20 protein-coding genes are annotated in these 25,594 nt (G+C 61.0%); 10 read left to right on the top strand and 10 right to left on the bottom strand.

From position 1 onward, the window contains the following. The 6 genes from FFM53_RS04350 to FFM53_RS04325 all read left to right on the top strand — a co-directional run bounded on the left by FFM53_RS04350 (position 1) and on the right by FFM53_RS04325 (position 6,509). On the top strand, positions 1-1,671 hold the full coding sequence (locus FFM53_RS04350; RefSeq protein ID WP_138387548.1) for a ribonuclease J: 1,671 nt from the start codon (positions 1-3) through the stop codon (positions 1,669-1,671). A gap of 2 nt (positions 1,672-1,673) precedes the next feature. Continuing rightward, on the top strand, positions 1,674-2,078 hold the full coding sequence (gene mce, locus FFM53_RS04345) for a methylmalonyl-CoA epimerase (RefSeq protein ID WP_138387547.1): 405 nt from the start codon (positions 1,674-1,676) through the stop codon (positions 2,076-2,078). 224 nt (positions 2,079-2,302) lie between these two features. Continuing rightward, entirely contained in the window at positions 2,303-2,578 is a 276-nt protein-coding gene (locus FFM53_RS04340; protein ID WP_003547401.1) for a DUF1467 family protein, read from the top strand. Between the two features lie 590 nt (positions 2,579-3,168). Further along, on the top strand, positions 3,169-4,491 hold the full coding sequence (proS, locus tag FFM53_RS04335; protein ID WP_064649067.1) for a proline--tRNA ligase: 1,323 nt from the start codon (positions 3,169-3,171) through the stop codon (positions 4,489-4,491). Between the two features lie 15 nt (positions 4,492-4,506). Continuing rightward, positions 4,507-5,811: a lipoprotein-releasing ABC transporter permease subunit gene (locus FFM53_RS04330; RefSeq protein WP_138387546.1), complete on the top strand. Its 1,305-nt coding sequence runs from the start codon at positions 4,507-4,509 to the stop codon at positions 5,809-5,811. Positions 5,812-5,825: 14 nt separating this feature from the next. Next, entirely contained in the window at positions 5,826-6,509 is a 684-nt protein-coding gene (locus tag FFM53_RS04325) for an ABC transporter ATP-binding protein (RefSeq protein ID WP_025394108.1), read from the top strand. 204 nt (positions 6,510-6,713) lie between these two features. Here FFM53_RS04325 and FFM53_RS04320 read toward each other — a convergent pair whose 3' ends face one another. Next, a complete protein-coding gene (locus FFM53_RS04320; protein WP_138328242.1) occupies positions 6,714-7,178 on the bottom strand; it encodes a DUF5680 domain-containing protein in 465 nt (154 codons plus the stop codon). Positions 7,179-7,681: 503 nt separating this feature from the next. Between FFM53_RS04320 and dnaE the strand changes: the two genes are divergently transcribed. Continuing rightward, a complete protein-coding gene (gene dnaE, locus FFM53_RS04315) occupies positions 7,682-11,179 on the top strand; it encodes a DNA polymerase III subunit alpha (protein ID WP_138387545.1) in 3,498 nt (1,165 codons plus the stop codon). Here dnaE and FFM53_RS04310 read toward each other — a convergent pair whose 3' ends face one another. Further along, positions 11,180-12,433 (bottom strand): L,D-transpeptidase family protein, encoded by a 1,254-nt coding sequence (locus FFM53_RS04310; protein WP_138387544.1) that lies wholly within the window; start codon positions 12,431-12,433, stop codon positions 11,180-11,182. 92 nt (positions 12,434-12,525) lie between these two features. Beyond that, positions 12,526-13,815 (bottom strand): DNA polymerase IV, encoded by a 1,290-nt coding sequence (locus FFM53_RS04305; protein ID WP_138388014.1) that lies wholly within the window; start codon positions 13,813-13,815, stop codon positions 12,526-12,528. 76 nt (positions 13,816-13,891) lie between these two features. On the opposite strand from FFM53_RS04305, the gene FFM53_RS04300 reads away from it, so the two are divergent. Continuing rightward, positions 13,892-14,479, top strand: coding sequence for a GNAT family N-acetyltransferase (locus FFM53_RS04300; RefSeq protein ID WP_138328239.1), 588 nt, complete (start codon positions 13,892-13,894; stop codon positions 14,477-14,479). On the opposite strand, the gene FFM53_RS04295 is transcribed toward FFM53_RS04300, so the two are convergent. Then, positions 14,454-15,128: a hypothetical protein gene (locus FFM53_RS04295; RefSeq protein ID WP_138328238.1), complete on the bottom strand. Its 675-nt coding sequence runs from the start codon at positions 15,126-15,128 to the stop codon at positions 14,454-14,456. The two genes, FFM53_RS04300 and FFM53_RS04295, sit on opposite strands and share 26 nt — an antisense overlap. A gap of 2 nt (positions 15,129-15,130) precedes the next feature. Further along, positions 15,131-15,439, bottom strand: coding sequence for a DUF3572 domain-containing protein (locus tag FFM53_RS04290; protein WP_138387543.1), 309 nt, complete (start codon positions 15,437-15,439; stop codon positions 15,131-15,133). A 132-nt stretch (positions 15,440-15,571) separates the two neighbouring features. On the opposite strand from FFM53_RS04290, the gene FFM53_RS04285 reads away from it, so the two are divergent. Both FFM53_RS04285 and FFM53_RS04280 read left to right on the top strand, forming a co-directional pair. After that, the gene (locus tag FFM53_RS04285) at positions 15,572-15,943 is read left to right on the top strand and encodes a response regulator (protein WP_003547430.1); all 372 of its coding nucleotides are present in this window, start codon (positions 15,572-15,574) and stop codon (positions 15,941-15,943) included. 18 nt (positions 15,944-15,961) lie between these two features. Continuing rightward, a complete protein-coding gene (locus FFM53_RS04280; protein ID WP_138328236.1) occupies positions 15,962-17,335 on the top strand; it encodes a PleD family two-component system response regulator in 1,374 nt (457 codons plus the stop codon). Positions 17,336-18,084: 749 nt separating this feature from the next. Here FFM53_RS04280 and rpmG read toward each other — a convergent pair. From rpmG to topA, 5 genes are all read right to left on the bottom strand, one after another. Further along, complete coding sequence (gene rpmG, locus FFM53_RS04275) at positions 18,085-18,252, bottom strand: 50S ribosomal protein L33 (protein WP_003547442.1); 168 nt, start codon at positions 18,250-18,252, stop codon at positions 18,085-18,087. A gap of 92 nt (positions 18,253-18,344) precedes the next feature. Continuing rightward, the gene (locus FFM53_RS04270; RefSeq protein ID WP_029872828.1) at positions 18,345-19,529 is read right to left on the bottom strand and encodes an MFS transporter; all 1,185 of its coding nucleotides are present in this window, start codon (positions 19,527-19,529) and stop codon (positions 18,345-18,347) included. 254 nt (positions 19,530-19,783) lie between these two features. Then, positions 19,784-20,236, bottom strand: coding sequence for a DUF983 domain-containing protein (locus FFM53_RS04265; RefSeq protein ID WP_138387542.1), 453 nt, complete (start codon positions 20,234-20,236; stop codon positions 19,784-19,786). 115 nt (positions 20,237-20,351) lie between these two features. After that, complete coding sequence (gene rnr, locus FFM53_RS04260; protein WP_138387541.1) at positions 20,352-22,724, bottom strand: ribonuclease R; 2,373 nt, start codon at positions 22,722-22,724, stop codon at positions 20,352-20,354. A gap of 1 nt (position 22,725) precedes the next feature. Beyond that, complete coding sequence (gene topA / locus FFM53_RS04255; RefSeq protein WP_138387540.1) at positions 22,726-25,380, bottom strand: type I DNA topoisomerase; 2,655 nt, start codon at positions 25,378-25,380, stop codon at positions 22,726-22,728. Positions 25,381-25,594 lie beyond the last annotated feature (214 nt).

Genomic DNA, 25,594 nt, shown 5'->3' with positions numbered 1-25,594 from the left:
ATGGCGAAACAGGACGAACTGGTATTCCTGCCTCTGGGCGGTGTCGGTGAGATTGGCATGAATCTCGCTCTCTACGGCTACGGCCCGCCCGAGCATCGCCAGTGGATCATGGTCGATTGTGGCGTCACTTTTCCCGGGCCTGACCTGCCGGGCGTCGACCTCGTACTGCCGGATATCCGCTTCCTCGCCAGCGAACGAAAGAACCTCAAGGCGATCATCATCACCCATGCGCATGAAGACCATTATGGTGCGCTCGCCGATCTCTGGCCCGGCCTCAACGTGCCGGTCTATGCCTCTGGTTTTACCGCAGGTCTGCTCGAAGCCAAGCGCAATTTCGAGAAGGCGACGATCGGCGAAGTGCCGGTGACGCCGTTCAAGGCCGGCGATACGATCAATGTCGGCCCGTTCAGCATCGAAGGTGTCGCCGTCAACCATTCGATCCCCGAGCCGATGTCGCTGATGATCCGCACGCCGGTCGGCAATGTCATCCATACAGGCGACTGGAAGATCGACCACGAGCCTTCGCTCGGGCCCCTGACCGACGAGACACGTTTCCGCCAACTCGGCGACGAGGGCGTGCTGGCGCTGATGTGCGATTCCACCAATGCGCTGCGCGACGGTGTTTCGCCCTCCGAGAAGGATGTGTCCGAAAGCCTGCGTAAGATCATCGAGAATGCCGAGGGCCGGGTGGCGATCACCACCTTCTCGTCGAATGTCGGGCGCATCCGTACTGTTGCCGAGGCTGCAGAGGCGGCAGGCCGCGAAGTGCTGCTGCTCGGCAGTTCGCTGAAGCGCGTCGTGAACGTTGCCCAGGACATCGGCCTGATGGAAGGTGTGAAGCCCTTCATCTCCGAGGACGAATACGGCTATATCCCGCGCGACAAGGTCGTCGTCATCCTGACCGGCAGCCAGGGCGAGGCGCGGGCAGCCCTTGCCAAACTCTCGCGCGATGAGATGCGCAATGTGGCGTTTACGGCAGGCGATATCGTCGTCTTTTCCTCGCGCGCCATTCCCGGCAACGAGAAGGCGATCCAGGACATCAAGAACGGCCTCGTCGAGCAGGGTGTGCACATCATCACGGATACCGAGGCATTGGTCCACGTTTCCGGCCATCCGCGCCGCAACGAGTTGCAGCGGATGTATGAGTGGACACGGCCGAAGATCGTCGTGCCGGTGCATGGCGAGGCAACACATCTGACGGCGCATAAGGAACTTGCCGAGCAATCCGGCATCGCACTGGTGCCGCGGGTGCGCAACGGCGATATCCTGCGGCTGGCGCCGGGTCCCGTAGAGGTGATCGGCGAGGCGCCGCATGGCCGCATCTATAAGGACGGCTCGCTGATCGGCGATTTCGACGAGATGGGTATCGGCGAGCGCAAGAAGCTCTCCTATGTCGGCCATGTCGCAGTCAACGTCTTGCTCGACGCCCGCTATGACATCGTCGGCGATCCCGATCTCGTTTCGATCGGCCTGCCGGTCTATGACGACGAGGGCGATGAGATGGAAGACACGCTCTTCGACGCCGCGATCAGCGCCATCGAGAGCATTCCGCGCGCCCGCCGCAAGGATATCGACATGCTGCAGGAGGCCGTGCGCCGGGCCATTCGCTCGGCTGCGAACCAAGCCTGGGGCAAGAAGCCCGTTGTCACCGCCTTCGTCACCAAGGTCTGACCATGCTCGGCCGGGTCAACCATATCGCCATCGCCGTGCCCGATCTGGCCGCGGCGACGGCGGCCTATCGCGATACGCTGGGCGCTGCCGTATCGCAGCCGCAGGCTCTGCCGGAACACGGCGTCACCGTCGTCTTCGTCGAATTGCCGAACACCAAGGTCGAATTGCTGCAACCGCTCGGCGATACTTCGCCGATCGCAGCCTTCCTCGAAAAGAACCCGTCCGGTGGCATGCACCACATCTGCTATGAGGTGGACAATATCCTTCTCGCCCGAGACCGGCTGGTAGAGGCGGGCGCAAGAGTGCTCGGCGATGGCCAGCCGAAGATCGGCGCACATGGCAAGCCGGTGCTCTTTCTGCATCCCAAGGATTTCTTCGGCACGCTGATCGAACTCGAACAGGCCTGAGCCCTGCGGCAGAGTGATAGTCCTGCTGCGGCAGAGTGACCCGAAGACGGCTAAACCTTTCGTCCTCTTTGAGTTGGTCGCCATTCCACCGTATAAGGACGCGATATTACAGCGCCGCGTGTCTTCTAAGACGCGCAAAGGACGCTGTAACAATTTAAATTGCTGCATTCCTTAAATCGATTCCGATTTAAGGAATGCAGCAGCGCGACACCAACGGGAACCATATGCTCCAGATCTTTCTTCAGGGATTTGCCGTCTATTTCATCATCTGGTGGATGACGCTTTTTGCCGTCCTGCCGATCGGCCTGCGCACCCAGGCGGACGACAACGACGTCGTGCTCGGCACTGTTCCAAGCGCGCCCACCCGGTTTCGGGCCGCTTTCGTGTTTTCGCTGACGACGCTGATTTCAGCCCTGGTCTACGGCCTCTGGTATGTCTGCGACACCTATTTCGGCTGGGGCTTCGACGCCCTGCCGCAACTTGGCCCCAGTTTCTATTAGGGATGGCTTTTGCTCAAACTTTGAGCAGATGTAAACCTATTGAAAGCGAATTTCGTCATACCAGCGTCATACTGTTGGGGCAAAGAGCTCTCGTAACGGAATGAAGGCCATCCCCTAACGGAAGTCGGCCGGGTTTTTGGATGGGATGGAGGCCGAAAAGCCAAAAAAAAACAAGGCTAAAAGCCTTGTTTTAAGTATCGCGTGATCTGTAACCGTTGCCGGGGCTGCGACGAGCGCGCCTAAGATCTGATCCTCCCAAGACTTGACCGCGAATTCGGCAAGAATTTAACTTCCTGCCTGTTTTGTGAGCTAAAACTAGCTCAAACATTGGGCTTTGTCATCAGCTTTTTTTGCATTTTTGCTACACTCTAGCAAAATTTTTCTGTTGACAAGATTTTCGTTCAAGTCCTTATAAACACGCGCTTTTTCATGCCCTTTCATTTTGCGGGTGCGAACATGCGCTTCCGGGAGGTTGCCGGCATCCGTTGCGGGTTTCCTTCCTGCCGCGAAGCGGCTATGAACGCTCCCGACATTAACAATGGTCTTTCGATTCCGCCTGCTGCGGGATCTCAACTGCTCCGGAATCCGCCATGCGTCTGTCCCGCTATTTCATGCCCATCCTTAAGGAAAACCCCAAGGAGGCGGAAATCGTCTCCCACCGGCTGATGCTGCGCGCCGGCATGATCCGCCAGCAGTCGCAGGGCATTTATTCCTGGTTGCCGCTCGGCAAGCGTGTGCTCGACAAAGTCAACGCCATTATCCGCGACGAGCAGAACCGCGCCGGTGCCATCGAGCTGTCGATGCCGACCCTGCAATCGGCCGAACTCTGGCAGGAAAGCGGCCGCTACGACGCCTACGGCAAGGAGATGCTGCGCATCAAGGACCGTCAGGATCGGCCGATGCTCTACGGCCCCACCAACGAAGAGATGGTGACGGATATTTTCCGCTCCTCCGTCAAGTCCTACAAGGATCTGCCGCTCAATCTCTATCATATCCAGCTGAAGTTCCGTGATGAGATCCGTCCGCGCTTCGGCACCATGCGCTCGCGTGAATTCATGATGAAGGATGCCTATTCCTTCGATCTGACGCGCGAGGGGGCGGAGCATTCCTATAACAAGATGTTCGCCGCCTATCTCAGAACCTTCGACCGGCTCGGCCTGCGCGCCATCCCGATGCGCGCCGACACCGGCCCGATCGGCGGCAAGCTCAGCCATGAATTCATCATCCTCGCCGATACCGGCGAATCCGAAGTCTTCTGCCACAAGGATTTCGTCGATTTCGATATTCCTGGCGAACACACCGATTTCGACAGCGTCGAGGGCCTACAGGCGATCTTCGACAAATGGACCTCGCTCTATGCGGCAACCTCGGAAATGCACGACGAGGCGGCTTTCAACGCCGTTCCCGAAGGCGACCGCCTGTCGGCGCGCGGCATCGAGGTCGGCCACATCTTCTATTTCGGCACGAAATATTCCGAGCCGATGGGCGCAAAAGTGCAGGGACCTGATGGCAAGGAACACTTCGTTCATATGGGTTCCTACGGTATCGGCCCGACACGCCTTGTTCCCGCCATCATCGAAGCATCGCATGATGATAACGGAATCATCTGGCCGGCATCGGTCGCACCCTTCGATATCGTTGTGATCAACATGAAGGCGGGCGATCAGGCCTGTGACGATACCTGCGAGTTGATCTATGCCGCGCTTAGCAAGGCCGGCAAGGATGTGCTCTATGACGATACCGACGACCGGGCCGGCACGAAATTCGCGACCGCCGACCTGATCGGTGTACCCGTCCAGATCATCGCCGGCCCGCGCGCGGTCGCAAACGGCGAAGTGGAAGTGAAGGACCGCAAGACCGGCGCCCGCGAAACGATGACCATCGAAGCGGCGATTAATCGGTTCGTGGCTTAAGGAAACGGAGGCGAAATGGCAGAAGCAGCAGTGGACCGGAGTTCGAAATCCGGCTTGGGTCCGGCTGGCAAGCCATTTTCCACCTTTGAACGCCTCGTGGCGTGGCGTTATCTGCGCGCCCGCCGCAAGGAAGCCTTCATATCGGTCATCGCCGGCTTCTCCTTTGTCGGCATCATGCTCGGCGTTGCGACGCTGATCATCGTCATGGCCGTCATGAACGGCTTCCGCACCGAGCTCGTCTCGCGCATCCTCGGCATCAACGGCCACATGATCGTTCAGCCGGTCGACGGCCCCTTCACCGATTATCCGGTCCTCAGCAGCAAGCTCGCCGCCGTACCTGGCGTCAAGATGGCGCTACCGCTCGTGGAAGGGCAGGTGCTCGCCTCAGCCCAGGCCGGCGGCAGCACCGGCGCTCTGGTGCGCGGCGCCCGCGCCGAGGATCTGATCAAGCTCAAAACGGTCTCCGACAACATCAAATCCGGCGATATGGTGGGGTATGCCTCCGGCGACGGCGTGCTGATCGGCACCCGCATGGCCGACCAACTCGGTCTGCGCGTTGGCGATCTCATTACGCTGACGTCACCGGATGGCGACATTACGCCGATGGGTGTCAGCCCTCGCATCAAATCCTACAAGATTTCCGGTCTCTTCGAGATCGGCATGTCGGAATATGACTCCTCGATCATCTTCATGCCGCTCGAGGAAGCGCAGCTCTATTTCAATGCCGAGGGACTGGTGCAGTCGATCGAGCTCTTCGTCGACAACCCCGACGATATCGACGATCTAAGGCCCAAGGTGGAGGAAGCGGCCGGCCGCCAGATCGCCATCACCGACTGGCGCCAGCGCAACCAGACCTTCTTCTCGGCGCTTCAGGTCGAGCGCAACGTCATGTTCATGATCCTGACTCTGATCGTGCTTGTCGCGGCGCTGAACATCATCTCCGGCCTCATCATGCTGGTGAAGGACAAGGGCAGCGATATCGCCATCCTGCGCACCATGGGCGCCAGCGCCGGCGCGATCATGCGCATCTTCTTCATGACCGGGGCGGCGATCGGCATCGTCGGCACCATTGCCGGCGTTCTGCTCGGCGTTCTCGTCTGCGTCAACATCGAATCCGTCCGCCAGTTCTTCTCGTGGATTTCAGGCACCGTACTGTTCAATCCGCAAGTCTATTTCCTCAGCCAGCTGCCGGCCGAGATGGATCTGAGTGAAACGATCTCGATCGTCGTCATGGCGCTGACGCTCTCCTTCATCGCGACCATCTTCCCGGCCTGGCGTGCCTCCAGGCTCGATCCGGTGCAGGCCCTGCGCTACGAATAAGGAATGCCGCCTTCATGAAACGCAACGTCGTTCTCCAGCTTACCGGCGTCGAGCGCCATTACGGGCAGGGCGGTACGCTGCTCTCGATCCTGAAGGGCGCGGATTTTTCCATATCGAAGGGGGAGATTGTCGCTCTCGTCGCTCCTTCCGGCACCGGCAAGTCGACACTGCTGCATGTCGCAGGCCTGCTGGAGCATCCGGACGGCGGTGAAGTCAACATCAACGGCCATGCCTGTGACGGTCTGAGCGACGAGAAACGCACCGCCATCCGCCGCAGCGAAATCGGCTTCGTCTATCAGTTCCACCACCTGCTGCCGGAATTCTCGGCGCTCGAAAATATCATGATGCCGCAGCTGATCGCCGGGCTTTCCTGGAAGGAAGCCGGAGAGCGGGCCGGCCAGCTTCTCGATTATATGCGCATCGGCCACCGTGGCTCGCATCGCCCCGGCGAGCTTTCCGGCGGCGAGCAGCAGCGCGTTGCGATTGCTCGCGCCGTCGCCAATGCGCCGACCCTGCTTCTTGCCGACGAGCCGACCGGCAATCTCGACCCCGAAACGGCAAGCTACGTCTTCGACGCGCTGGAAGCGCTGGTGCGCCAATCCGGCCTTGCTGCCCTCATCGCCACCCATAATCACGAGCTCGCCCGCCGCATGGATCGGCGCGTGACGATCTCCGATGGCAAGATCGTCGATTTCTGAGACCGCGGTCCATGGCTGTCCGGTTAACGCCGATGGCTGCTCCTCACCCTAACCTACCGGGGTCGAGCCACTCGTCTCGCCCTGTCCTTCGGACCCCCGTAAAAGCGGGGCGAGGGAACGTGCCAAACGCAGCGTCGAGGTTAGAGAAAGCCGGTGCGGCATGTCCCTTCGCCCCGCGAGCGGGGAAGGTGCAGCGGGCCACGATCAGGGGATGACCAGCCCGCCGCGATAGTCGAGCACATAGGCCTTCTGGCCATCGACCATGATGCATTCGTGGCCGCTGAACCGCTCGCAGCCGCCTTCGCTGCTGTCGATATAGCGGCCGAACGGATGGTCGAATTCCATCCCGCCAAGAAACCGGCCCTCGCGATACATCGCAGAAAGTGCCGTCTTGATCACCGTTCCCGCTGCTGCGCCGTCGATAAGCTCAGGCGCAATGATGCAGCCGAAATAATTCATCGCCCAGACGGGCTCGTCGGCAAGCCACACCACTTCCTGTCCGGCGAAATCGGTCCCGCCGAAATAGCTGTCGAGATAGCGCCAGTCGCCGCGTTCGAAACCGATATCGTGGGCACCCGGCCGGCAGGGCACGCGCGCCACGCCGCCGCCGACATAGGTCGCAGCCTTCGCCTCCACGACGAATTCGTTCAGCATCGCAATATCGACCATGTCATTCTCCTCTCGGCCCGATGCTGGCAAATATGCCGCGGCATGTAAAGAACAAAAAAAGAACATATGCCGGAAATAAAGAGTCGCCCTGAGGAGGTCTGCCGCCTGAGTACCATGACCAATCTGCGGCGGATCGGGAAAGGGCAAGGCTGCTGCCGATCACATCGAGCGCCGGCCCTTTAGCCGATTCGTCGCCTATTTCCTGGGATTTTCAAACACAAGAAAGGAGGAAAAGATTCCTGTTGACAACGGAACATACATGGAACAAATTGAAAACATAACGAGTAAAGGAGAGCCCGATGACTGACATGATCCGTGATATCGCAGCATTCACCTCCATCGCAATGTTCGTTGCAAGCTTCTCGCTCATCGTCATGGCGCTCTAAAGTTTTCAGGGGACCGTATGGTAATCATGCGGTCCGGACGCGGGACTTCTTCTGGACATCATCGCCCTCTATGCCGACAATGCGTCCGATTCATTCGGGTGATTGGAAAGGCATATCATGGCGGATACGGCAAAGGGTTCAACGGGTGAGGCGACCGGCGGCACGCCAGGCTTCATCCACCTGAGGGTCCATTCCGCCTATTCGCTTCTCGAGGGCGCCCTGCCACTGAAGAAGATCCTCTACAAGGCGACCGGCGACAGTCAGCCGGCGATTGCGATTACCGACACCAACAATCTGTTCGTCGCCCTCGAATTCTCGCAGAAGGCGATGGAAGACGGCCTGCAGCCGATCATCGGCTGCCAGGTCTCGATCGACATGGAAGATGGGTTGGAAACGGAGAAGCGCGGCGGCCAGCAGGCACTGGTCAAGCTGCCGTCGATCGTTCTTCTCGCCGCGACGGATGCCGGTTATGAAAGGCTGGTCGATCTCGTCAGTCGGGCCTATCTCGGCGGCGAGAGCAACCAGGCCGTTCATATCAGCGCCTCCTGGCTGGAGGAGGCGGGCACGGAAGGGCTGATCGCATTGAGCGGCGCCTTGACCGGGCCGGTCGACGTGGCGATCAAGGAAGGCCATCCCGCTCAGGCGGAAGTCCGGCTGCTCACGCTGAAGCGTCTCTTCGGCGACAGGCTTTATGTCGAGCTGCAGCGGCACGGCACCTACGACAAGCGGCACGAACAGAAGATTATCGGGCTCGCCTATGCCCACGACCTACCGCTGGTTGCGACCAATGAGGCTTTCTTTCCGACACGCGACGATTACGACGCCCATGATGCGCTGATGGCGGTCGCGCACAACGCCATCGTCTCCGATGACAGCCGCTTTCGCCTGACGCCGGATCACTATCTGAAGAGCCGGGCCGAGATGGTCAAGCTCTTCGCCGACCTGCCGGAAGCGCTGGAAAATACGATCGAGATCGCCACGCGCTGCTCCTTCGTGCTGAAGACGCGAAAGCCGATCCTGCCACGCTTCACCGGTGCGACCGATGATGCCGAGGAGGCCGAACGCGCCGAGGCGAGCGAGCTGCGCCGCCAGGCGGTCGAAGGGCTGGACATGCGGCTTGCAACGCTCGGCATGTCGCCGGGTTACGAGGAAAAGGATTATCGCGAACGGCTTGATTTCGAGCTCAGCGTCATCGAGCGCATGCGTTTCCCCGGCTACTTCCTGATCGTTGCCGACTTCATCAAATGGGCCAAGCAGCATGACATTCCGGTCGGTCCCGGCCGTGGTTCGGGCGCCGGTTCGCTGGTCGCCTATGCCTTGACGATCACCGATGTCGATCCCTTGCGTTTTTCGCTGCTCTTCGAGCGCTTCCTCAATCCGGAACGCGTCTCGATGCCGGACTTCGACATCGACTTCTGCCAGGACCGCCGCGAAGAGGTGATCCGCTATGTCCAGGCCAAGTATGGTCGCGAGCAGGTGGCGCAGATCATCACTTTCGGTTCGCTGCAGGCACGCGCCGCCCTTCGCGACGTCGGCCGTGTGCTTGAGATGCCCTATGGCCAGGTCGACAAGATTTGCAAACTCGTGCCGAACAATCCCGCCAATCCGACGCCGCTGTCCAAGGCGATCGAGGAGGAGCCGAAGCTGCAGGAGGAGGCGGCAAAGGAACCGGTTGTCGCGCGGCTGCTCGATATCGCCCAGAAGATCGAGGGGCTTTACCGCCACGCCTCGACCCATGCCGCCGGTATCGTCATCGGCGACCGGCCGCTTTCCAAGCTGGTGCCGATGTATCGCGATCCGCGCTCCGATATGCCGGTCACCCAGTTCAACATGAAATGGGTCGAGCAGGCGGGCTTGGTCAAATTCGACTTCCTCGGCCTGAAGACGCTGACCGTGCTGAAGGTCGCGGTCGATTTCGTCGCCAAGCTCGGTATCAAGGTCGATCTCGCAGCCATTCCTCTCGACGACAAGAAGACCTACGAGATGCTGTCGCGCGGCGAGACGGTCGGCGTGTTCCAGGTGGAAAGTGCCGGCATGCGCAAGGCGCTGATCGGCATGAAGCCGGACTGCATCGAGGACATCATCGCGCTGGTGGCGCTCTATCGTCCCGGCCCGATGGAGAACATCCCGACCTACAATGCCCGCAAGCACGGCGACGAAGAGCTGGAATCGATCCATCCGATGATCGACCACCTGCTCAAGGAAACCCAGGGCGTCATCGTCTATCAGGAACAGGTGATGCAGATCGCCCAGGTACTATCAGGCTATTCGCTGGGGGAAGCCGACCTTCTGCGTCGCGCCATGGGTAAGAAGATCAAGGCTGAGATGGACCAGCAGCGCGAACGCTTCGTCGTTGGCGCCGTCAAGAATGGCGTATCGAAGCCGCAGGCCGACAATATCTTCGAACTGCTGGCGAAGTTCGCCAATTACGGCTTCAACAAGTCGCATGCCGCCGCCTATGCCATCGTCTCTTACCAGACGGCCTACATGAAGGCGCATTATCCGGTCGAATTCCTCGCTGCCTCGATGACGCTCGACATGTCCAACACCGAAAAGGTCAATGATTTCCGCCAGGATGCCAAGCGCCTCGGCATCGAGGTGATCGCACCCTCGGTGCAGACCTCCTTCCGCCCTTTCGAGACCGGCGACAACCGCATCTATTACGCGCTCGCCGCACTCAAGGGCGTTGGCGAATCCGCCGTCGACCATATCGTCGAGGTGCGTGGCGACAAGCCCTTTGCCAGTGTCGAGGATTTCTGCCTGCGCATCGATCCGCGTCAGGTCAATCGTCGCGTGCTCGAAAGCCTGATCTATGCCGGTGCCTTCGATTGTTTCGACATGGACCGCGCCCAGCTGGCAGCCGGCCTCGACCGTGTTCTCGGTTATGCCCAGCGCGCCCAAGAGAACAAGCTGAGCGGCCAGTCAGACATTTTCGGCAGCACGCTGACGTCGGGGCCTGAGAAGATCTCCCTGCCGCCGTTCTCGCCCTGGCTCCCCTCCGAGCGGCTGCTCAAGGAATTCCAAGTGCTGGGCTTTTATCTGACAGCCCACCCGCTCGATTCCTACAACCACATCCTGCAGAAGATGCGGGTGCAAACCTTTGCCGAGTTTTCCGCCGCCATCAAACAGGGCGCGGCCAATGCGCGCCTTGCCGGCACCGTCATCTCGAAGCAGGAGCGCAAGACCCGCACCGGCAACAAGATGGGCATCATCGTCTTTTCGGATTCTTCAGGCCAGTTCGAAGCAGTGCTGTTTTCGGAAATGCTGAACCAGTATCGCGATGTGCTCGAATCGGGAAAATCTTTCGTGCTGACCGCGACGGGCGAGGAGCGGCCGGAGGGCATCGGGCTGCGCATCCAGACGATCCAGTCGCTGGAGGAAAAGTCGCTGCAGATGCAGAAGGCGCTGCGCGTCTATGTCCGCGATTCAGGACCGCTGAGAATGGTTGCCGGCCATTTGAACGCCAAGGGCGATGGCCTGGTTTCCTTCATCGTCATCAAGGAGGATGGCAAACGCGAAGTGGAAGTGGCGCTGTCGGAGAAATACCGCATCACGCCGGAGATTGCCGCCGCCCTTCGCGCCGCCCCGGGCGTCGTCGACGTCGAGCTTGTCTGATCACCCGCGGGTGATTGTGATGAAATCCGTGCCTTCGCCGGTCTCCCGGCCGAGGCCGGTATCGGAGATCGTCAGCGTCGAGCCCGGCGCGATGAGGGCGTCGATCTTGCGGCGGGTCTCATCGGGGATGGTAATCCGGCTGAGCGAACGGGCGATCGGCTTGCCTGTGATGATCGAGCTTTCCTGATTGGTGATGCCAAGCCGCTTCATCGTCTCGCGGGAGAGATTGTTCTCGAGCGTGATACCGAGCCAGTCCGCTGTGCCGGCCTTTGCATCGACGGCATGCAACGTGAGGAAATGCGTGCCAAGCGCCAGTCCCGGATCGGCGATCGTCACCGGCGCTTCGAAGAGGGGCTTGAAGGCCTGCCGCACCATGATGACGCCGTTCGGCGGCTCGCCCTTGCCGGCCGCGGCATAGACTTCCCTGAGGAGTGTGTCGGAGACCAGGCTCCTGTCGGCGGCGAATTCCGCCGGCCGCAATGTCCTGAAAGCCTTGATCGCCTGCACGGTCGACGGACCGAGGAAGCCGTCCGGATTGCCGGCGGAAAAGCCGAGCTGGTTGAGGAGGGTCTGGATGTCGATCACCGTCTCGCGAAGCGTCCGGCGCGTAACGAGCATGCTGATCGGCTCAGATGGCGGCTCGGGTTCGGGCGCTGCAATCGGCAGCGCTGCCGGCATCGGCATCGCGGCCGTGTCGTTCATCGCCACCTGCACAGGCTTCTCGGGGCTGTCGGGCATGGAGGGCCGCAGTTCGACATCCGAAAGCAGCGGCATCGCCGGTGCATCCGGATGGAAAAGCGTCGGATGCTCGATCGGCTGCGGCGCCAGTTCACCGTCGCTGATAATGACGGGGACACCGCGGTCGGTCATCCCATAGAGCATTTTTGCGAAGGCGCCGGGCATACGCACGCAGCCATGCGAGGCCGGATAACGCGGCACCGAATTCGATTCATGGAGCGCGATGCCTGACCATGTCAGCCTTTGCATGAACGGCATCGGGGCGTTGGAATAGAGATTGGATTCGTGGTATTTCTGCTTTTCCAGCACAGAAAAGATGCCGCTCGGCGTCGTGTGGCCGTCCTTGCCGGTCGAGACCTTCGAGGTCGCGACGACCTCGGTGCCATCATAGACCGCAAGCGACTGCTTGTCCTTCGAGACGATGATCTGCAGTGTGCGCGCATCCGCGGCAAGAGCGGGGTGCACGAGTGCGGTGGCCGACAGCAAGCCGAGGCCGAAGACGAGACGCGAGAACATGATACCCAACCATACGCAATACTTGCCCGGCACATTATGGGACGAAGTTTAACGAAGATTTTATAGGCTGGATCACCCGCAGGTTTCACGCCTTAGTGATCGCGCTTGCTGCCGAAGGTGTAGCCGGTCTCGACCGTCTTCTTGCCGAACTTGTCGCGCAGCTTGTCCATCGCCGCTTCGGCAGCCGCTCGCCGCCCTGATTGCTGGTCGATGAGATCGGGCGGATCGGCGCGACCGGCATCGCCGAGATCGGTGACGCCGATGCCAAGCAAGCGGAATTTCGTGCCGTCCGTTTCCTTTTCGAGAAGCTCGAGCCCGGTGCGGAAGATCCTGTCGGCAAGCTGGGTCGGGTCTTCGAGCTTGCGGTTGCGGGTGCGCGATTTGAAATCGGCGGTCTTCATCTTCAGGACGACGGTCTGGCCGGCAATGCCGTTTTTCTTCAGCCGCCAGGAGACCTTTTCGGAGAGGTTGCGCAGGATCGGCACCAGATCGTCGTAACGCGAGATGTCGTCGAAGAAGGTCGTCTCGGACGAAACGCTTTTGGCCGCATCATTGAGATGCACTTCGCGGTCGTCGATGCCGCGCGACAGCCGTGCGAGCCGCTGGCCGATGCTGCCGTAGCGGCGCATCAGGTCGTTTTCTTCCATCTGCTGCAACTGGCTGATGGTGCGGATACCGTCCGCCTCCAGCGTCGCCGCAAAGGCCTTGCCGACGCCCCAGATCGTGGTGACGGGACGCGGTGCCAGGAATTCGACCGCTTCCTCGCGGCCGATGACCGAAAAGCCGCGCGGCTTCTGCAGATCGGAGGCGACCTTGGCGAGAAATTTGCAATAGGAAAGCCCGACCGAAACGGTGATGCCGATCTCCCTTTCGATGCGACGGGCGAATTTGGCGAGCGTGCGCGCCGGCGGATCGTGATGCAGCCTCTCGGTGCCGCCGAGCTCCAGGAAGGCCTCGTCGATCGACAGCGGCTGCACCAGCGGCGTCAGATCCTGCATCATGGCGCGCACCTGCCGTCCGACCCGGACATATTTCTCCATGTCGGGGCGGATGACGATCGCTTGAGGGCATGCCTCCAGCGCCTTGAACATCGGCATGGCCGACCGCACGCCATGGATACGGGCGATATAGCAGGCGGTGGAGACGACGCCGCGTTTGCCGCCGCCGATAATGACAGGCTTGTCGGCAAGCTCGGGATTGTCGCGTTTCTCGACGGCTGCGTAGAAGGCGTCGCAGTCGATATGGGCGAGCGTCAGCGCGTAGAGTTCGCGATGGCGCACGAGGCGCGGGCTGCCGCAGGAAACGCAACGGCGCGCCTCGCCCTTCTGCTCGGCAAGGCAGTCGCGACAGAAGCCGGGTGTCTTGTCAGGCGTGGGCGTCATCATGGGAACAAAGATTGAACATTGTGAGGTTACGCCTTAAGCTTCCGAGTCACAAGATAGGGTGGAAGCTTTGCCTTTGGATAACGATCTTCGTTTCGAGCCGGTAACGCCAGAACGCTGGGATGACTTCGAAATCGTGTTCGGGCCACAGGGTGGCTTCTATAACTGCTGGTGCGTCGCGTTGCGCCTGCCACATGCGGTGAGGACCAAGATGGCGGCCAACGAGCGCAAGGCGCATATGCGGGAGCGGATCAAGGCGGGTCCGCCGCCTGGCATCCTCTGTTATGCCGACGGCGCGCCGGTCGCCTGGGTGCAGGTCGGGCCGCGCCACGACGTGTCGCAGTTCAATTCGCCGCGCACCGTCTCGCGGCCGCTGGAGGAGAGCGATGCGCATGATCCATCCATCTGGGCCGTCAGTTGCTTCTTCCTGCTGCCCAAACTGCGCGGCAAGGGAATGAGCCACCGTCTGCTCGCCGGCGCGATCGACCATGCGCGGCGCCAGGGAGCGCGGCTGCTCGAAGCCTGTCCGATCGATCATGTGAAGCAGTCGAAATCCGTGACGCTCTGCATCGGCTCGACGGCGATCTTCGATGCCGCCGGTTTCGAGACGATAGCACGGCGCAAGGACGGCCGGCCGCTCATGCGGCTGGAACTGCGTGCGTGAAGGTGCCGGAAAGAAAATGCGCCTCGATCAGCTCGGCCGCATGCGTCCAGTCGGTGGCGCGGGTGATCTCGTCGGCAACCGCCGGTGCGAAACGATGGACGGGCGAGTTCGGCATCAGGTGAATCAGCAGGCAATCGGCGACGTGATCCCTAACGGAATGCAGATTGCGCGCCATATCATCAATGAAGACGACGGGAAGGGAGCGGCTGGCATGCAATGCGTGAACGATCGGCCCCTTGGGTTGTTCGGTGGCAAGCAGCGGAAAGACGAGGCCCATCCTGTCCAGCAGGCGTCGGCGCTGGTCCTGGAACCGCGGCTGCATGGCTGTCAGGAAAAGCACATCGGCCTCTTCCGAAAGTCGGTCGAGCGTTTCGACCACGCGGTCGAGCGGCGTCTGCCACAGCTCTTGGGCCTCGAAGAATTCCTCGATCAGCCGGCTGACCTCTTGATCCTCGATCTCCACGCCGTCCGCTTGCGAGACGATGTTGCCGTGAAGCCGGAACGATCGCGGCAGAAACGCGTGGCCCTGGCTCTGAAGGAAAAGCTGGAAGGGACCGATGAACTGCAGCACGACGTCGTCGACGTCGCAGACGATCAACGGCCGTTCGCCGAGGCGGATATGCGAGATGTCGAATTCCCCGGAGGTCACGGTCAGTATTCTCCGGAATCGAGGCCCGGTGACGAGAAATGCCGCCAGGCGGCGGTCACCGTCTCCGGGCTGATCCCGCTCGCCGCGCAGAAGGCCATCGCCGTCGGTTCGTGGTTCATCAGGAAATCCATCAGGCCGGCGAGGAATCCGGGATCGTTGACGGCGTTGCGCACCTGGCCGGGCGCTACACCCGTCAGGGAAAGAAAGCGGCCGAACATGTCGGGATCGTCGGCAAGCCAGCCGAGCACGGCGATCGCTGTCTCGTGCGGGTCGGCGGCCTGTTGTTTCGAAGTCTTGAAGTTGCTTTGCATTTCGCTGGGTAAGTTACCTTTTCTTCAACCAAATACCGGTAGCGTGCGCTATCGGTTTCACGAGCTATTTGTCCGCATGTGCCTTTCTCATGGGACGAACCGCTGCGCGAACGGACGTAGGGACAGCTTGTCATGCCCAAACAGGTGATGATTGTAGAAGATAACGAGCTCAACATGAAGCTCTTTCGCGACCTCATCGAGGCGTCCGGTTATACGACGATCCAGACCAGAAACGGTATGGAGGCGCTCGATCTGGCGCGCAAGCATCGCCCCGACCTCATCCTGATGGATATTCAGCTTCCCGAAGTCTCCGGCCTCGAAGTCACGAAATGGCTGAAGGAAGACGACGAGTTGCACGTGATTCCCGTCATCGCCGTTACGGCTTTCGCGATGAAGGGCGACGAGGAGCGGATCCGCCAGGGCGGCTGCGAGGCCTATGTTTCCAAGCCGATCTCGGTTCCGAAATTCATCGAGACGATCAAGACCTATCTGGGCGATGCCTGACGCATCGGAAAGACGCTGATGACTGCGCGAATACTGGTGGTTGACGATATTCCGGCCAACGTGAAGCTGCTCGAAGCGCGGCTGCTTGCGGAGTATTTCGACGTGATGACCGCAGCCGACGGCTACACGGCACTGGCGATCTGCGAGCGCAACCAGGTCGATCTCATCCTGCTCGACATCATGATGCCCGGCATAGACGGTTTCGAGGTCTGCGAGCGGCTGAAGGCCAGCCAGAAGACCGCCCATATTCCAGTCGTCATGGTCACCGCGCTCGACCAGCCGACCGATCGGGTGCGCGGCCTGAAGGCCGGCGCTGACGATTTTCTCACCAAGCCGGTCAACGATCTGCAACTGATCTCCCGGGTGAAGAGCCTGCTGCGGCTGAAGACGTTGAGCGATGAGCTGCGCATCCGCGCCGACACCGCCCATACGATGGGCATTGACGACCTCACACGGGCAGGCGAGGGCCGCGCCGACGAAACCGCACAAGTGTTGCTCGTTGACGGCCGCGCCAATTCGCAGGAGCGCATCATCAAGGCGCTGAAGCCCGTCGCCGACGTGCTTGCCCTTTCCGATCCGCAGGCCGCCCTCTTCGAGGCGGCCGAAAGCGCGTTCGATCTCGTCATCGTTAACGCCAACTTCGACGATTACGATCCGCTTCGCCTCTGCTCGCAGCTGCGTTCGCTGGAGCGCACCCGCTTTCTGCCGATCCTGATTATCACCGAGCAGGGCGCTGACGAAATGGTCGTGCGCGCGCTGGATCTCGGCGTCAACGACTACATCATCCGCCCGGTCGATCCCAACGAACTGGTTGCCCGCAGCCTGACGCAGATCCGCCGTAAGCGTTACAACGACCGGCTGCGCGCCAGCGTCAAGCAGACGATCGAGCTTGCCGTGACCGATGCGCTGACCGGCCTTTATAACCGGCGCTATCTCGACAACCACCTGAACGTGCTCTTCAACCGTTCGATGGCGCGGGGCCGGCCGCTTTCGGTGCTGATCACCGATATCGACCGCTTCAAGCACGTGAACGACACCTACGGCCATGATGGCGGCGACGAAGTGCTGCGGGAATTTTCAAATCGCGTCCGTTCGACCATCCGCGGCGCCGATCTCGCCTGCCGCTACGGTGGTGAAGAATTCGTCGTCGTGATGCCCGACACCTCGCCGGAAATTGCCGCCGCCGTCGCCGAGCGCCTTCGTGCGGCGATCGAAAACGCTCCCTTCATGCTGAAACACGCCGGGGAAGCACTGAACGTCACTGCTTCCTTCGGCATCGCCTCGCGCATTACGTCGGTGCTGACCCCGGACCAACTGATGAAACAGGCGGATCTGGCCCTTTACGAGGCAAAGAATACCGGCCGCAACCGCGTGGTCGCCGCGGCCGCGTGACGAATCATTTTCCGCCATTAGGCGCCATTTGCGGGTTTTCCACTGCGGTAAGCGAATTGTTACCGATTTTTAATCTCCGCCTGTGCACTGCGGGGCGAAAAAATTGCAGCCCAATAGCCCAAAATTGGACTCGCCGCGTTGCCGCGGATGTGTTGCCGCGCGATAGTCTTGATAGCGGCAGGCCGTAGCTCAATATGAAATGAAGACTATAAAAAATGCCTATCGCCGACGGGGTCAAATAGATTGCGGCGGCGTCACCTCACGTAAGGGGAAGGGTGGCGTAAGTTATTAAGGTATATTGTCGAATTTCTTGGAAAGAGCAGGCGCTACGCTTCGATCCAAAGCAGAGGCGACAAATCTTTGTATGTCCCAAATCTGGACTTTTAACCATAGAATCAAGATGAGAAAATTCATCATTAAGAATTTGTTGATTTTCTTTCATTTTTGCGCAAATTATCGCTCATAAGAGAAGCGCTCCCGTTGAGGAGTTGTCGATACCCCATGATGCTCAGGTCCGCCGCATCTCCTGGGTCGTGGGGTCGGTCGGCTAGTAGGCAAGTTATAGCGGTTCCTCGTGCCGTTTTGCATGCTGGCCGACCCCCTTTCACGAAAACGCCGCCACTTCCCGAAGATGGAAGGGCGGCGTTTTGTCTGTTTGCGCTATCATTTTTTAAAGACGATTAATCCGGGCAATAAAAAACGCGCAACCCGAAGGCGCGCGCTTTTTTGAAATCCGTCAGGCCAAGTGATTACTTGATCTTGGTTTCCTTGAACTCGACATGCTTCTTCGCAACCGGGTCGTACTTCGTCTTCGTCATCTTGTCCGTCATCGTGCGGCTGTTCTTCGTGGTGACGTAGAAGAAACCGGTGTCAGCCGTCGACAGCAGCTTGATCTTGATTGTTGTAGCCTTGGCCATGGTCGTCCTGCCTCTAAGAAAATGAAAGCCGTGGAAGCCGGATGGGCTCCACGGCAAATCCTGGCGCGAAACTACGAATCCCGCCCGAAAAGTCAAGCCCGTTTTCGAATGAACATCAGTCTGATGCCGGAAAGTAGGGCGTAAAGACCGAAGAAAGCCGCAATCGCCCAGGCAAAACCGTTATTTCCAGCGACATCGATCGCTGCGCCGATCGCCTGCGGCCCGGCCACGGTTCCCATCGCATAACAGAAGACAAAGGCAGCATTGGCCGCAGCAAGATCGGAGCCCGTCAGCCGCGAGCCGAGATGGCTGAGGCCGACCGTATAGAGGCCTGAGACGCAGCCGCCCCAGAAAAGCAGGAGCCCGGCCATCAGCAGCCAGTTGTCGAGCAACAGCGGCAACATCATCGAGCCGATGAAGCCCATCAGCGCCATGCCGGCCAGAAGCGGCCGCTTGTCGGCGATGCGGTCGGAAAGCAGGCCGAGCGGGATCTGAAAGATGACGTTGCCGACGCCCATCATGGTGAGCAGAAGTGCTGCCTGCGATTCGGTGAAATGGGCGCGCACGGCAAAGATCGGAAAAAGCGACAGCCCACCGGCTTCGACCGCGCCGAAGATGAAGACCGCCGCCGTCGCAGTCGGCACCAGGAAAACGTAGCGCATGAAATGCAGCTCCGGTTTTTCCTCGAGCACCGGGCTTTCGTCGCGGGCGATGTAGATCGGGATGGCGGCAAGCAGGATGGCGCCGGCGCCGATCAGGAAGGGGAAGATACCGTCGCTGCCGAGGATCGAAAACAGCAGCGGTCCGGCCGCGAAGCCAAGGGAAAGCACCGTCGCATAGATGCCGAGTACGAAGCCGCGCTTGGAAGGCGGCGAAGCGGCGTTGATCCAGAATTCGGAGAGGATGAACAGCGTCGTCGTCGCGCCGTGGAAGGCGAAACGCAGCGGAAACCACATCCAGAAATCCTGGGCGTAATAGAAACCGAGCGCGCTCAGCGCCGAAATCAGCACAGCCCAGATCATCGTCGGCGCAACGCCGTATTTATGGGCGAGCTTGGTGGTGATCGGTGCGGCGGCCATCGCCGCGACCCCGGCCATCGCCGTGTTGAGCCCGATCAGGGTGGACGAGATACCGCGTTTTTCGAGGATGATGCTGAGGAGGGGCAGACCGAGGCCGATTGCTATGCCAACGGCTGAGATGGACGAGATGGCTGCCACCAGAGAAGGCCAATGGATTTCTTCGACATCGCCCGGTGTGCCGGTTCTCGGCTGAGACATTTATCCATCCTTAGAGAGGTGCGCGAACGAATCGACCGATCCCGTCAGATAGATAGACACGGACGTGCCAAATCCAGGTGACGGATGCCGCTTCGCAGTATTTCCGATGTGAGTGACCATCTGCGGAATGTAAAGCCCGTTCGGGCAAGAAATGCTTACCATGTCAGGTCTTGAGGATCGTCGGCTCCCGCATTTGGGTGGTGGTCGGTGGAGGGCTGGCACTACACGTTAAATATGTCTGGAAGGTGAAGGCGCTAATTCGGCCGGCCGGGGATGTCATAATCGTCCGGACCGTCACTCTCGCCACCGAAGCCGTGCATGCGCAGCGCCCATTGCAGGCCGATGACCCCGCCCTTGATCGGCTGGATCGAGGCAAGCGCGGTGATGACGGTGATCGGCGCCCAGATGGCGAGATGCACCCAGACCGGTAGCACGAAAGTCAGGTCGGTCAGCATATAGCCGCCGACCACGACGTGGCCGAGGACGAGGATGACGATATAGGGCGGCAGGTCGTCGGCGCGTTGGTGATGCATCGCCTCGCCGCAAGCGGCGCAATGATCGACCGGCTTCAGGAAGGCGCGAAAGAGCTTGCCGTTGCCGCAGGCCGGGCAGCGGTTCATCAGCCCGCGCATGATGGAGCGCCCAAGCGGACGCTCGATCTCGGGCGTATCGCTGTAGCGGACGGCCGGATCGGTCGGTGTGCTCATCGCATGTTCCTCTTCGGATCTAAAACATGTCGCGCGAAACTGTGCAGCGGCTTCGCGATAACGACACGAAAACAAGGACCTACAGCGGGGGCGCAATCTGAACGATTGCGACGCTTTAGTGCCGCCCGCGCGGCGGCCTCGTTCCAGGCTTCTTGCGAACCTGGCCCCTGTCGCGGCGCCCCGCCTTGTGGAAGGAACGCACCGCCGCCGGCATCTCGCGGCCCTCGCTGATCATCTCGAAACGCAGTGCACCGGCAAGCGGGATCGCTTCGACAAGTTTGACGGTGACACTGTCACCCAGGCGATAGCCGAGTCCTGTTCGTTCACCTGAGAGTGCCTGATGCGCCTCGTCATAGATGAAATAATCGCTGCCGAGCGTAGATATAGGGACGAAACCGTCGGCGCCATAGTCCGGCAGGGCGATAAAAAGCCCCGATTTCGTCACGCCCGAAACCCGCCCGGCAAATTCCTCGCCGACACGGCCGCTGAGGTGGTGCGCGATCAGCCGGTCGACGGTTTCGCGCTCGGCTGCCATGGCCCGGCGCTCGAAGGTCGAGATTTCGGCGGCGATATCGTCGAGCGCCGCCTCTTCTTCGGGCGTGATGCCGCCTTCGCCGAAGCCGAGCGAGCCGACGAGGGCGCGATGCACGATGAGGTCGGCATAACGGCGGATCGGCGAGGTGAAGTGGGCGTATTTCATCAGGTTGAGGCCGAAATGGCCGATATTCTCCGGGCCGTAGATCGCCTGGCTCTGCGAACGCAGCACCATCTCGCTCACCATGGTCTGATGCGGCGTGCCGTCCGCCTTCGCCAGAATGCCGTTAAAGTTGTTGGCGCGCATGTTGCCGCCCTTGGCAAGCGAGATGCCGAGCGTGGCCAGGAACTCGCGCAGGATTTCCTGCTTGGCAAGCGTCGGGCCGTCATGGATGCGGTAGATCAGCGGCTGACGCTTCTTTTCCAAAGTCTCGGCGGCGCAGACGTTCGCCTGGATCATCATCTCTTCGATCAGCTTATGCGCATCGAGCCGTGGCGGCACGACGACCCGGTCGACCGTGCCATCGGGCTTCAGCAGGATCTTGCGCTCCGGCATATCGAGTTCCAGCGGTTGGCGCCGGTCGCGTCCGCGCTTCATCACCTCATAGGCGTGCCAGAGCGGCTTCAGGATCGGCTCGAGCATCGGTCCGGTCTGATCGTCCGGTTTCCCGTCGATCGCCGCTTGCGCCTGCTGGTAGGAGAGCTTGGCGGCACTCTTCATCATGATGCGATGGAAAGTATGGCCGATCTTGCGGCCTTCCCCGGAAAAGCTCATGCGCACGGCGAGCGCCGGGCGGTCGACGCCTTCTTTCAGCGAGCAGAGATCGTTTGAGATGCGCTCCGGCAGCATCGGCACGACACGATCAGGGAAATAGACCGAGTTGCCGCGCTTCAGCGCCTCGCGGTCGAGCGGCGAATTGGGTCGGACATACCAGGAGACGTCGGCGATCGCGACGGTGACGAGGACGCCGCCGGGATTGTCGGGCGAGGGGTCGAGCTCGGCATAGACGGCGTCGTCATGGTCCTTGGCGTCGGCCGGGTCGATGGTGATCAGCGGCACGTCGCGCCAATCCTCGCGATGCGACATGCTGGCGGGCTTTGCGGCCTCCGCCTCGGCGATAACGGCCGGCGGGAAGACATGCGGGATGCCGTGCGCATGGATCGCGATCATCGAGATCGCCTTTTCCGAACCGACGGAACCGACGACGGAAAGCACCTTGGCGCGCGGCAGGCCGAAACGGCCGAGACGGGCGATTTCGACTTCGACCAGGTCGCCGTCCGTGGCGCCGCCGGTGAAGTCGGGATCGATCACCATCTCCTCGCCGCGCCGTTCGATCGGCAGCAGTCGGCCGCCGCCGCCGGGTGCAGTGCGGAAAACGCCCATCGAGGCGCCGCGGCGCCTGTCGATCACCTTGATGATCCGCGCCGTATAGGCCGGCCCGCCGCGATCGACAGCCGGGAAGATCTTCGCCAGGATGCGGTCGCCGAGCCCGGCGACGGGCGCCTTGCCCTTGCCCTGGCGGCCTGCCGGCGATTGCTGGCGGATGGCGACGGCGGGTGCCACGCCCTGGTCCTCCGGCCATTCCGCCGGCCGGCCGATCAGATCGCCGTCCTTGTCGCGCGTGGTGATATCGAGGACGGTGACAGGCGGCAGCGCACCGGGCCGGATCAGCGACTTGCGGTTCTTCTGCAGCATGCCTTCCTGCTCGAGCTCCTGCAGCATGTGCTTGAGCTCAACGCGGTTGTCGCCCTTCAGGCCGAAAGCCTTGGCGAGTTCACGCTTGGACGCTTTCTGCGGATGATCGGCGATGAAGCGCAGGATCACCTCGCGCGAAGGCAGCGCGCCGTGGACGATGTTCAGCGGCTCGACGGCGGGAGCATCCTTGCCGGCGCGGCCGGTCTTGCCCGGGCGCTTGCCCGCAGGGTTCGTTCTCTCGCGCGGTATTCTGCTCACGTCAGCCCTTTTTCGATTTCGCGGGCGCTTTCGCCTTCGTTGTCTTCGGCTTGACAGCCGTCTTGGTGCTCTTGGCTTCGGCGGCGGCCGCCTTCGGCTTGGCTTTCGCCTTGGCCGCCTTGCCCGCAGGGGCCTTGCCGGCCTTCTCGGCGATCAGCGCAAGCGCCTCCTCGACGGTGATCGCCTGGGGATCCTTGCCCTTCGGCAGTGTAGCGTTGACCTTGCCCCAATTGACATAAGGGCCGTACTTGCCGTCGCGAACGGTGATGGCGCCGCCATCAGGATGATCGCCGAGCGTCTTCAGCGCTGCCGGCGTGCCGCGCGCACCCCGGCCCGGGGCCTGTTTCGCCTTTTCGGCGATAACAGTCACGGCGCGGTTGAGGCCGACCGAGAAAACATCCTCGACGGTTTCCAGATTGGCATAGGAGCCGTCATGCAGGAGGAACGGCCCATAGCGGCCGATGCCGGACGAGATCATCTTGCCCGATTCGGGATGTTTGCCGATATCGCGCGGCAGCGAGATCAGCGCCATCGCCTTTTCATAATCGATGTCCTCGGGCTTCCAGCCCTTCGGCAGCGAAGCGCGCTTGGCTTCCTTGCCGTCGCCGCGCTGGATATAGGGGCCGAAGCGGCCGGAACGCAGCGTCAGCTCCTCGCCTGTCGTCGGATCGGTGCCGAGGTTCTTCGGCTCGTTGAGTGCCGCACCGTCCGCTTCTCCGCCGTTTTCGGAAGAGAGCTGGCGGGTGTAGTTGCAGTCCGGATAGTTCGAGCAGCCGACGAAGGCGCCGTATTTGCCGAGCTTCAGCGACAGGTTGCCGGTGCCGCAGACCTGACAGATGCGCGGATCGCTACCGTCCTCCCGTTTCGGGAAGACGAGGGGTGCCAGCGCCTCGTTCAGCGAATCGAGCACGTTGGTGACGCGCAGTTCCTTGGTGTCCTCGATCTGGGCGAAGAAATCCTTCCAGAAATCGCGCAGCACCTGCTTCCAGTTCAGCTCGCCGGCGGAAATCCGGTCAAGCTTCTCTTCGAGATCGGCGGTGAAGTCGTATTCGACATATTTGGTGAAGAAGCTCTCGAGGAAAGCGGTCACCAGCCGGCCCTTGGCCTGCGGGATCAGCTTGCGCTTGTCGATCGTCACATAGTCGCGGTCGCGCAGTGTCGCGAGCGTCGCGGCATAGGTGGAGGGGCGGCCGATGCCGAGCTCTTCCATCTTCTTGATCAGCGAGGCTTCCGAATAGCGCGGCGGCGGTTCGGTGAAATGCTGCGTCGAATTGATCTTCTGCTTGGCGAGCGCCTCGCGCGCATTGATCTCCGGCAGGCGGCCATCCTCGTCGCCGTCGTCGCTCTGCTCGCCATCTTCCTTCTGGTCGGTATAGGCGGCGATGAAACCATCGAAGCGGATGACCGAACCGACGGCGCGCAGACCGGCCTTCTCGCCCTTGTTGTCGGCGGTGATTTCAGCCGTCGTGCGCTCGATCTCGGCCGACGCCATTTGGCTGGCGATGCCGCGTTTCCAGATCAGCTCGTAGAGCCGGATCTGGTCGGCATCGAGGAATTTGCGCACACGGTCGGGCGAACGATAGAAATCAGTCGGTCGGATCGCCTCGTGCGCCTCCTGGGCGTTCTTCGCCTTGGTCGAGTAGAAGCGCGGCTTTTCCGGCATATAGCGCTCGCCGAACTGGTCGACGATGGCGCTGCGCGCCGCGTCGATCGCCTCGGGCGCCATTTGCACGCCGTCGGTTCGCATATAGGTGATGAGACCGACCGTCTCGCCGCCGATATCGACGCCCTCATAGAGCTTCTGGGCAACCTGCATGGTGCGCGAGGCCGAGAAGCCGAGGTTGGAGGAGGCGGCCTGTTGCAGCGTCGAGGTCGTGAAGGGCGGTCCGGGATTACGCTTGACCGGCTTCGCCTCGACTGAGTCGACGACGTAGCTCGCACCTTCGAGCAATGCCTTCAGCCGGCCGGCATCTTCGCCGTTGCCGATTGCGCGCGGCTGCAGCCGTTTGCCGTTCGCCGAAACCAGCCTCGCCTCGAACTCGTCGCCGCGCGGCGTCTTCAGCAGCGCCGAGATGTTCCAGTATTCTTCCGAGATGAAGCGCTCGATCTCGGATTCGCGGTCGCAAACGAGGCGCAGTGCCACCGACTGGACGCGGCCGGCCGAACGCGCGCCGGGCAGCTTGCGCCAGAGAACCGGTGAAAGGTTGAAGCCGACGAGGTAGTCGAGTGCGCGCCGAGCGAGATAAGCGTCGACCAGAGGCACATCGAGATCGCGTGGCGCAGCCATCGCGTCGAGCACTGCCTTTTTGGTGATCGCGTTGAAGACGACGCGCTTGACCGACTTGCCGGTGAGCGCGCGCTTCTTGTTCAGCATGTCGAGAACATGCCAGGAAATCGCTTCGCCTTCGCGATCCGGGTCGGTCGCGAGAATGAGGCCGTCCGAGGATTTCAACGCGTCGGCAATGTCCTTCATGCGCTTGGCGGAGGCGCTGTCGACCTCCCAAAGCATTTCGAAGTCCTGATCAGGAAGAACTGAGCCGTCCTTGGCAGGCAGATCGCGCACATGGCCGAAGGAGGCGAGCACTTTGTATCCCGGACCCAGATACTTATTGATCGTCTTGGCCTTGGCAGGCGATTCCACCACTACAACATTCATGATGATTCTCTAAAAAGGAAACGACGCCAGCGTTGAAGCCAGCGCGACACACACCGCAACATGGATATCGGCCCTCCGACATGGACAGGGAAATCGCCGCGGTCAAGGGGTTTGCTACAATTTTACCTCTTGTGTTCGCTGCAGCCAAAGGGAGATTGTCGGTAAAATACAATTTTAGATATGCTGTCGAAGGTTTTCGACTCAGCGTTCGGCA

The sequence above is a fragment of the Rhizobium indicum genome (assembly GCF_005862305.2).
Lineage (GTDB): Bacteria > Pseudomonadota > Alphaproteobacteria > Rhizobiales > Rhizobiaceae > Rhizobium > Rhizobium indicum.
Note: the sequence above shows the minus strand (reverse complement) of the source record. Positions and strands in the feature narration are given on the sequence as shown.

What these genes read in the sequence shown, in the direction of transcription:
- FFM53_RS04280 (WP_138328236.1), top strand. Translation starts at nt 15,962, where the DNA reads ATGACTGCGCGAATACTGGTGGTTGACGATATTCCGGCCAACGTGAAG.
- topA (WP_138387540.1), bottom strand. Translation starts at nt 25,380, where the DNA reads ATGAATGTTGTAGTGGTGGAATCGCCTGCCAAGGCCAAGACGATCAAT.
- FFM53_RS04320 (WP_138328242.1), bottom strand. Translation starts at nt 7,178, where the DNA reads ATGGTCGATATTGCGATGCTGAACGAATTCGTCGTGGAGGCGAAGGCT.
- proS (WP_064649067.1), top strand. Translation starts at nt 3,169, where the DNA reads ATGCGTCTGTCCCGCTATTTCATGCCCATCCTTAAGGAAAACCCCAAG.
- FFM53_RS04270 (WP_029872828.1), bottom strand. Translation starts at nt 19,529, where the DNA reads ATGTCTCAGCCGAGAACCGGCACACCGGGCGATGTCGAAGAAATCCAT.
- FFM53_RS04310 (WP_138387544.1), bottom strand. Translation starts at nt 12,433, where the DNA reads ATGTTCTCGCGTCTCGTCTTCGGCCTCGGCTTGCTGTCGGCCACCGCA.
- FFM53_RS04340 (WP_003547401.1), top strand. Translation starts at nt 2,303, where the DNA reads ATGCTCCAGATCTTTCTTCAGGGATTTGCCGTCTATTTCATCATCTGG.
- FFM53_RS04285 (WP_003547430.1), top strand. Translation starts at nt 15,572, where the DNA reads ATGCCCAAACAGGTGATGATTGTAGAAGATAACGAGCTCAACATGAAG.
- mce (WP_138387547.1), top strand. Translation starts at nt 1,674, where the DNA reads ATGCTCGGCCGGGTCAACCATATCGCCATCGCCGTGCCCGATCTGGCC.
- FFM53_RS04290 (WP_138387543.1), bottom strand. Translation starts at nt 15,439, where the DNA reads ATGCAAAGCAACTTCAAGACTTCGAAACAACAGGCCGCCGACCCGCAC.
- FFM53_RS04350 (WP_138387548.1), top strand. Translation starts at nt 1, where the DNA reads ATGGCGAAACAGGACGAACTGGTATTCCTGCCTCTGGGCGGTGTCGGT.
- dnaE (WP_138387545.1), top strand. Translation starts at nt 7,682, where the DNA reads ATGGCGGATACGGCAAAGGGTTCAACGGGTGAGGCGACCGGCGGCACG.
- rpmG (WP_003547442.1), bottom strand. Translation starts at nt 18,252, where the DNA reads ATGGCCAAGGCTACAACAATCAAGATCAAGCTGCTGTCGACGGCTGAC.
- FFM53_RS04305 (WP_138388014.1), bottom strand. Translation starts at nt 13,815, where the DNA reads ATGACGCCCACGCCTGACAAGACACCCGGCTTCTGTCGCGACTGCCTT.
- FFM53_RS04325 (WP_025394108.1), top strand. Translation starts at nt 5,826, where the DNA reads ATGAAACGCAACGTCGTTCTCCAGCTTACCGGCGTCGAGCGCCATTAC.
- FFM53_RS04265 (WP_138387542.1), bottom strand. Translation starts at nt 20,236, where the DNA reads ATGAGCACACCGACCGATCCGGCCGTCCGCTACAGCGATACGCCCGAG.
- FFM53_RS04330 (WP_138387546.1), top strand. Translation starts at nt 4,507, where the DNA reads ATGGCAGAAGCAGCAGTGGACCGGAGTTCGAAATCCGGCTTGGGTCCG.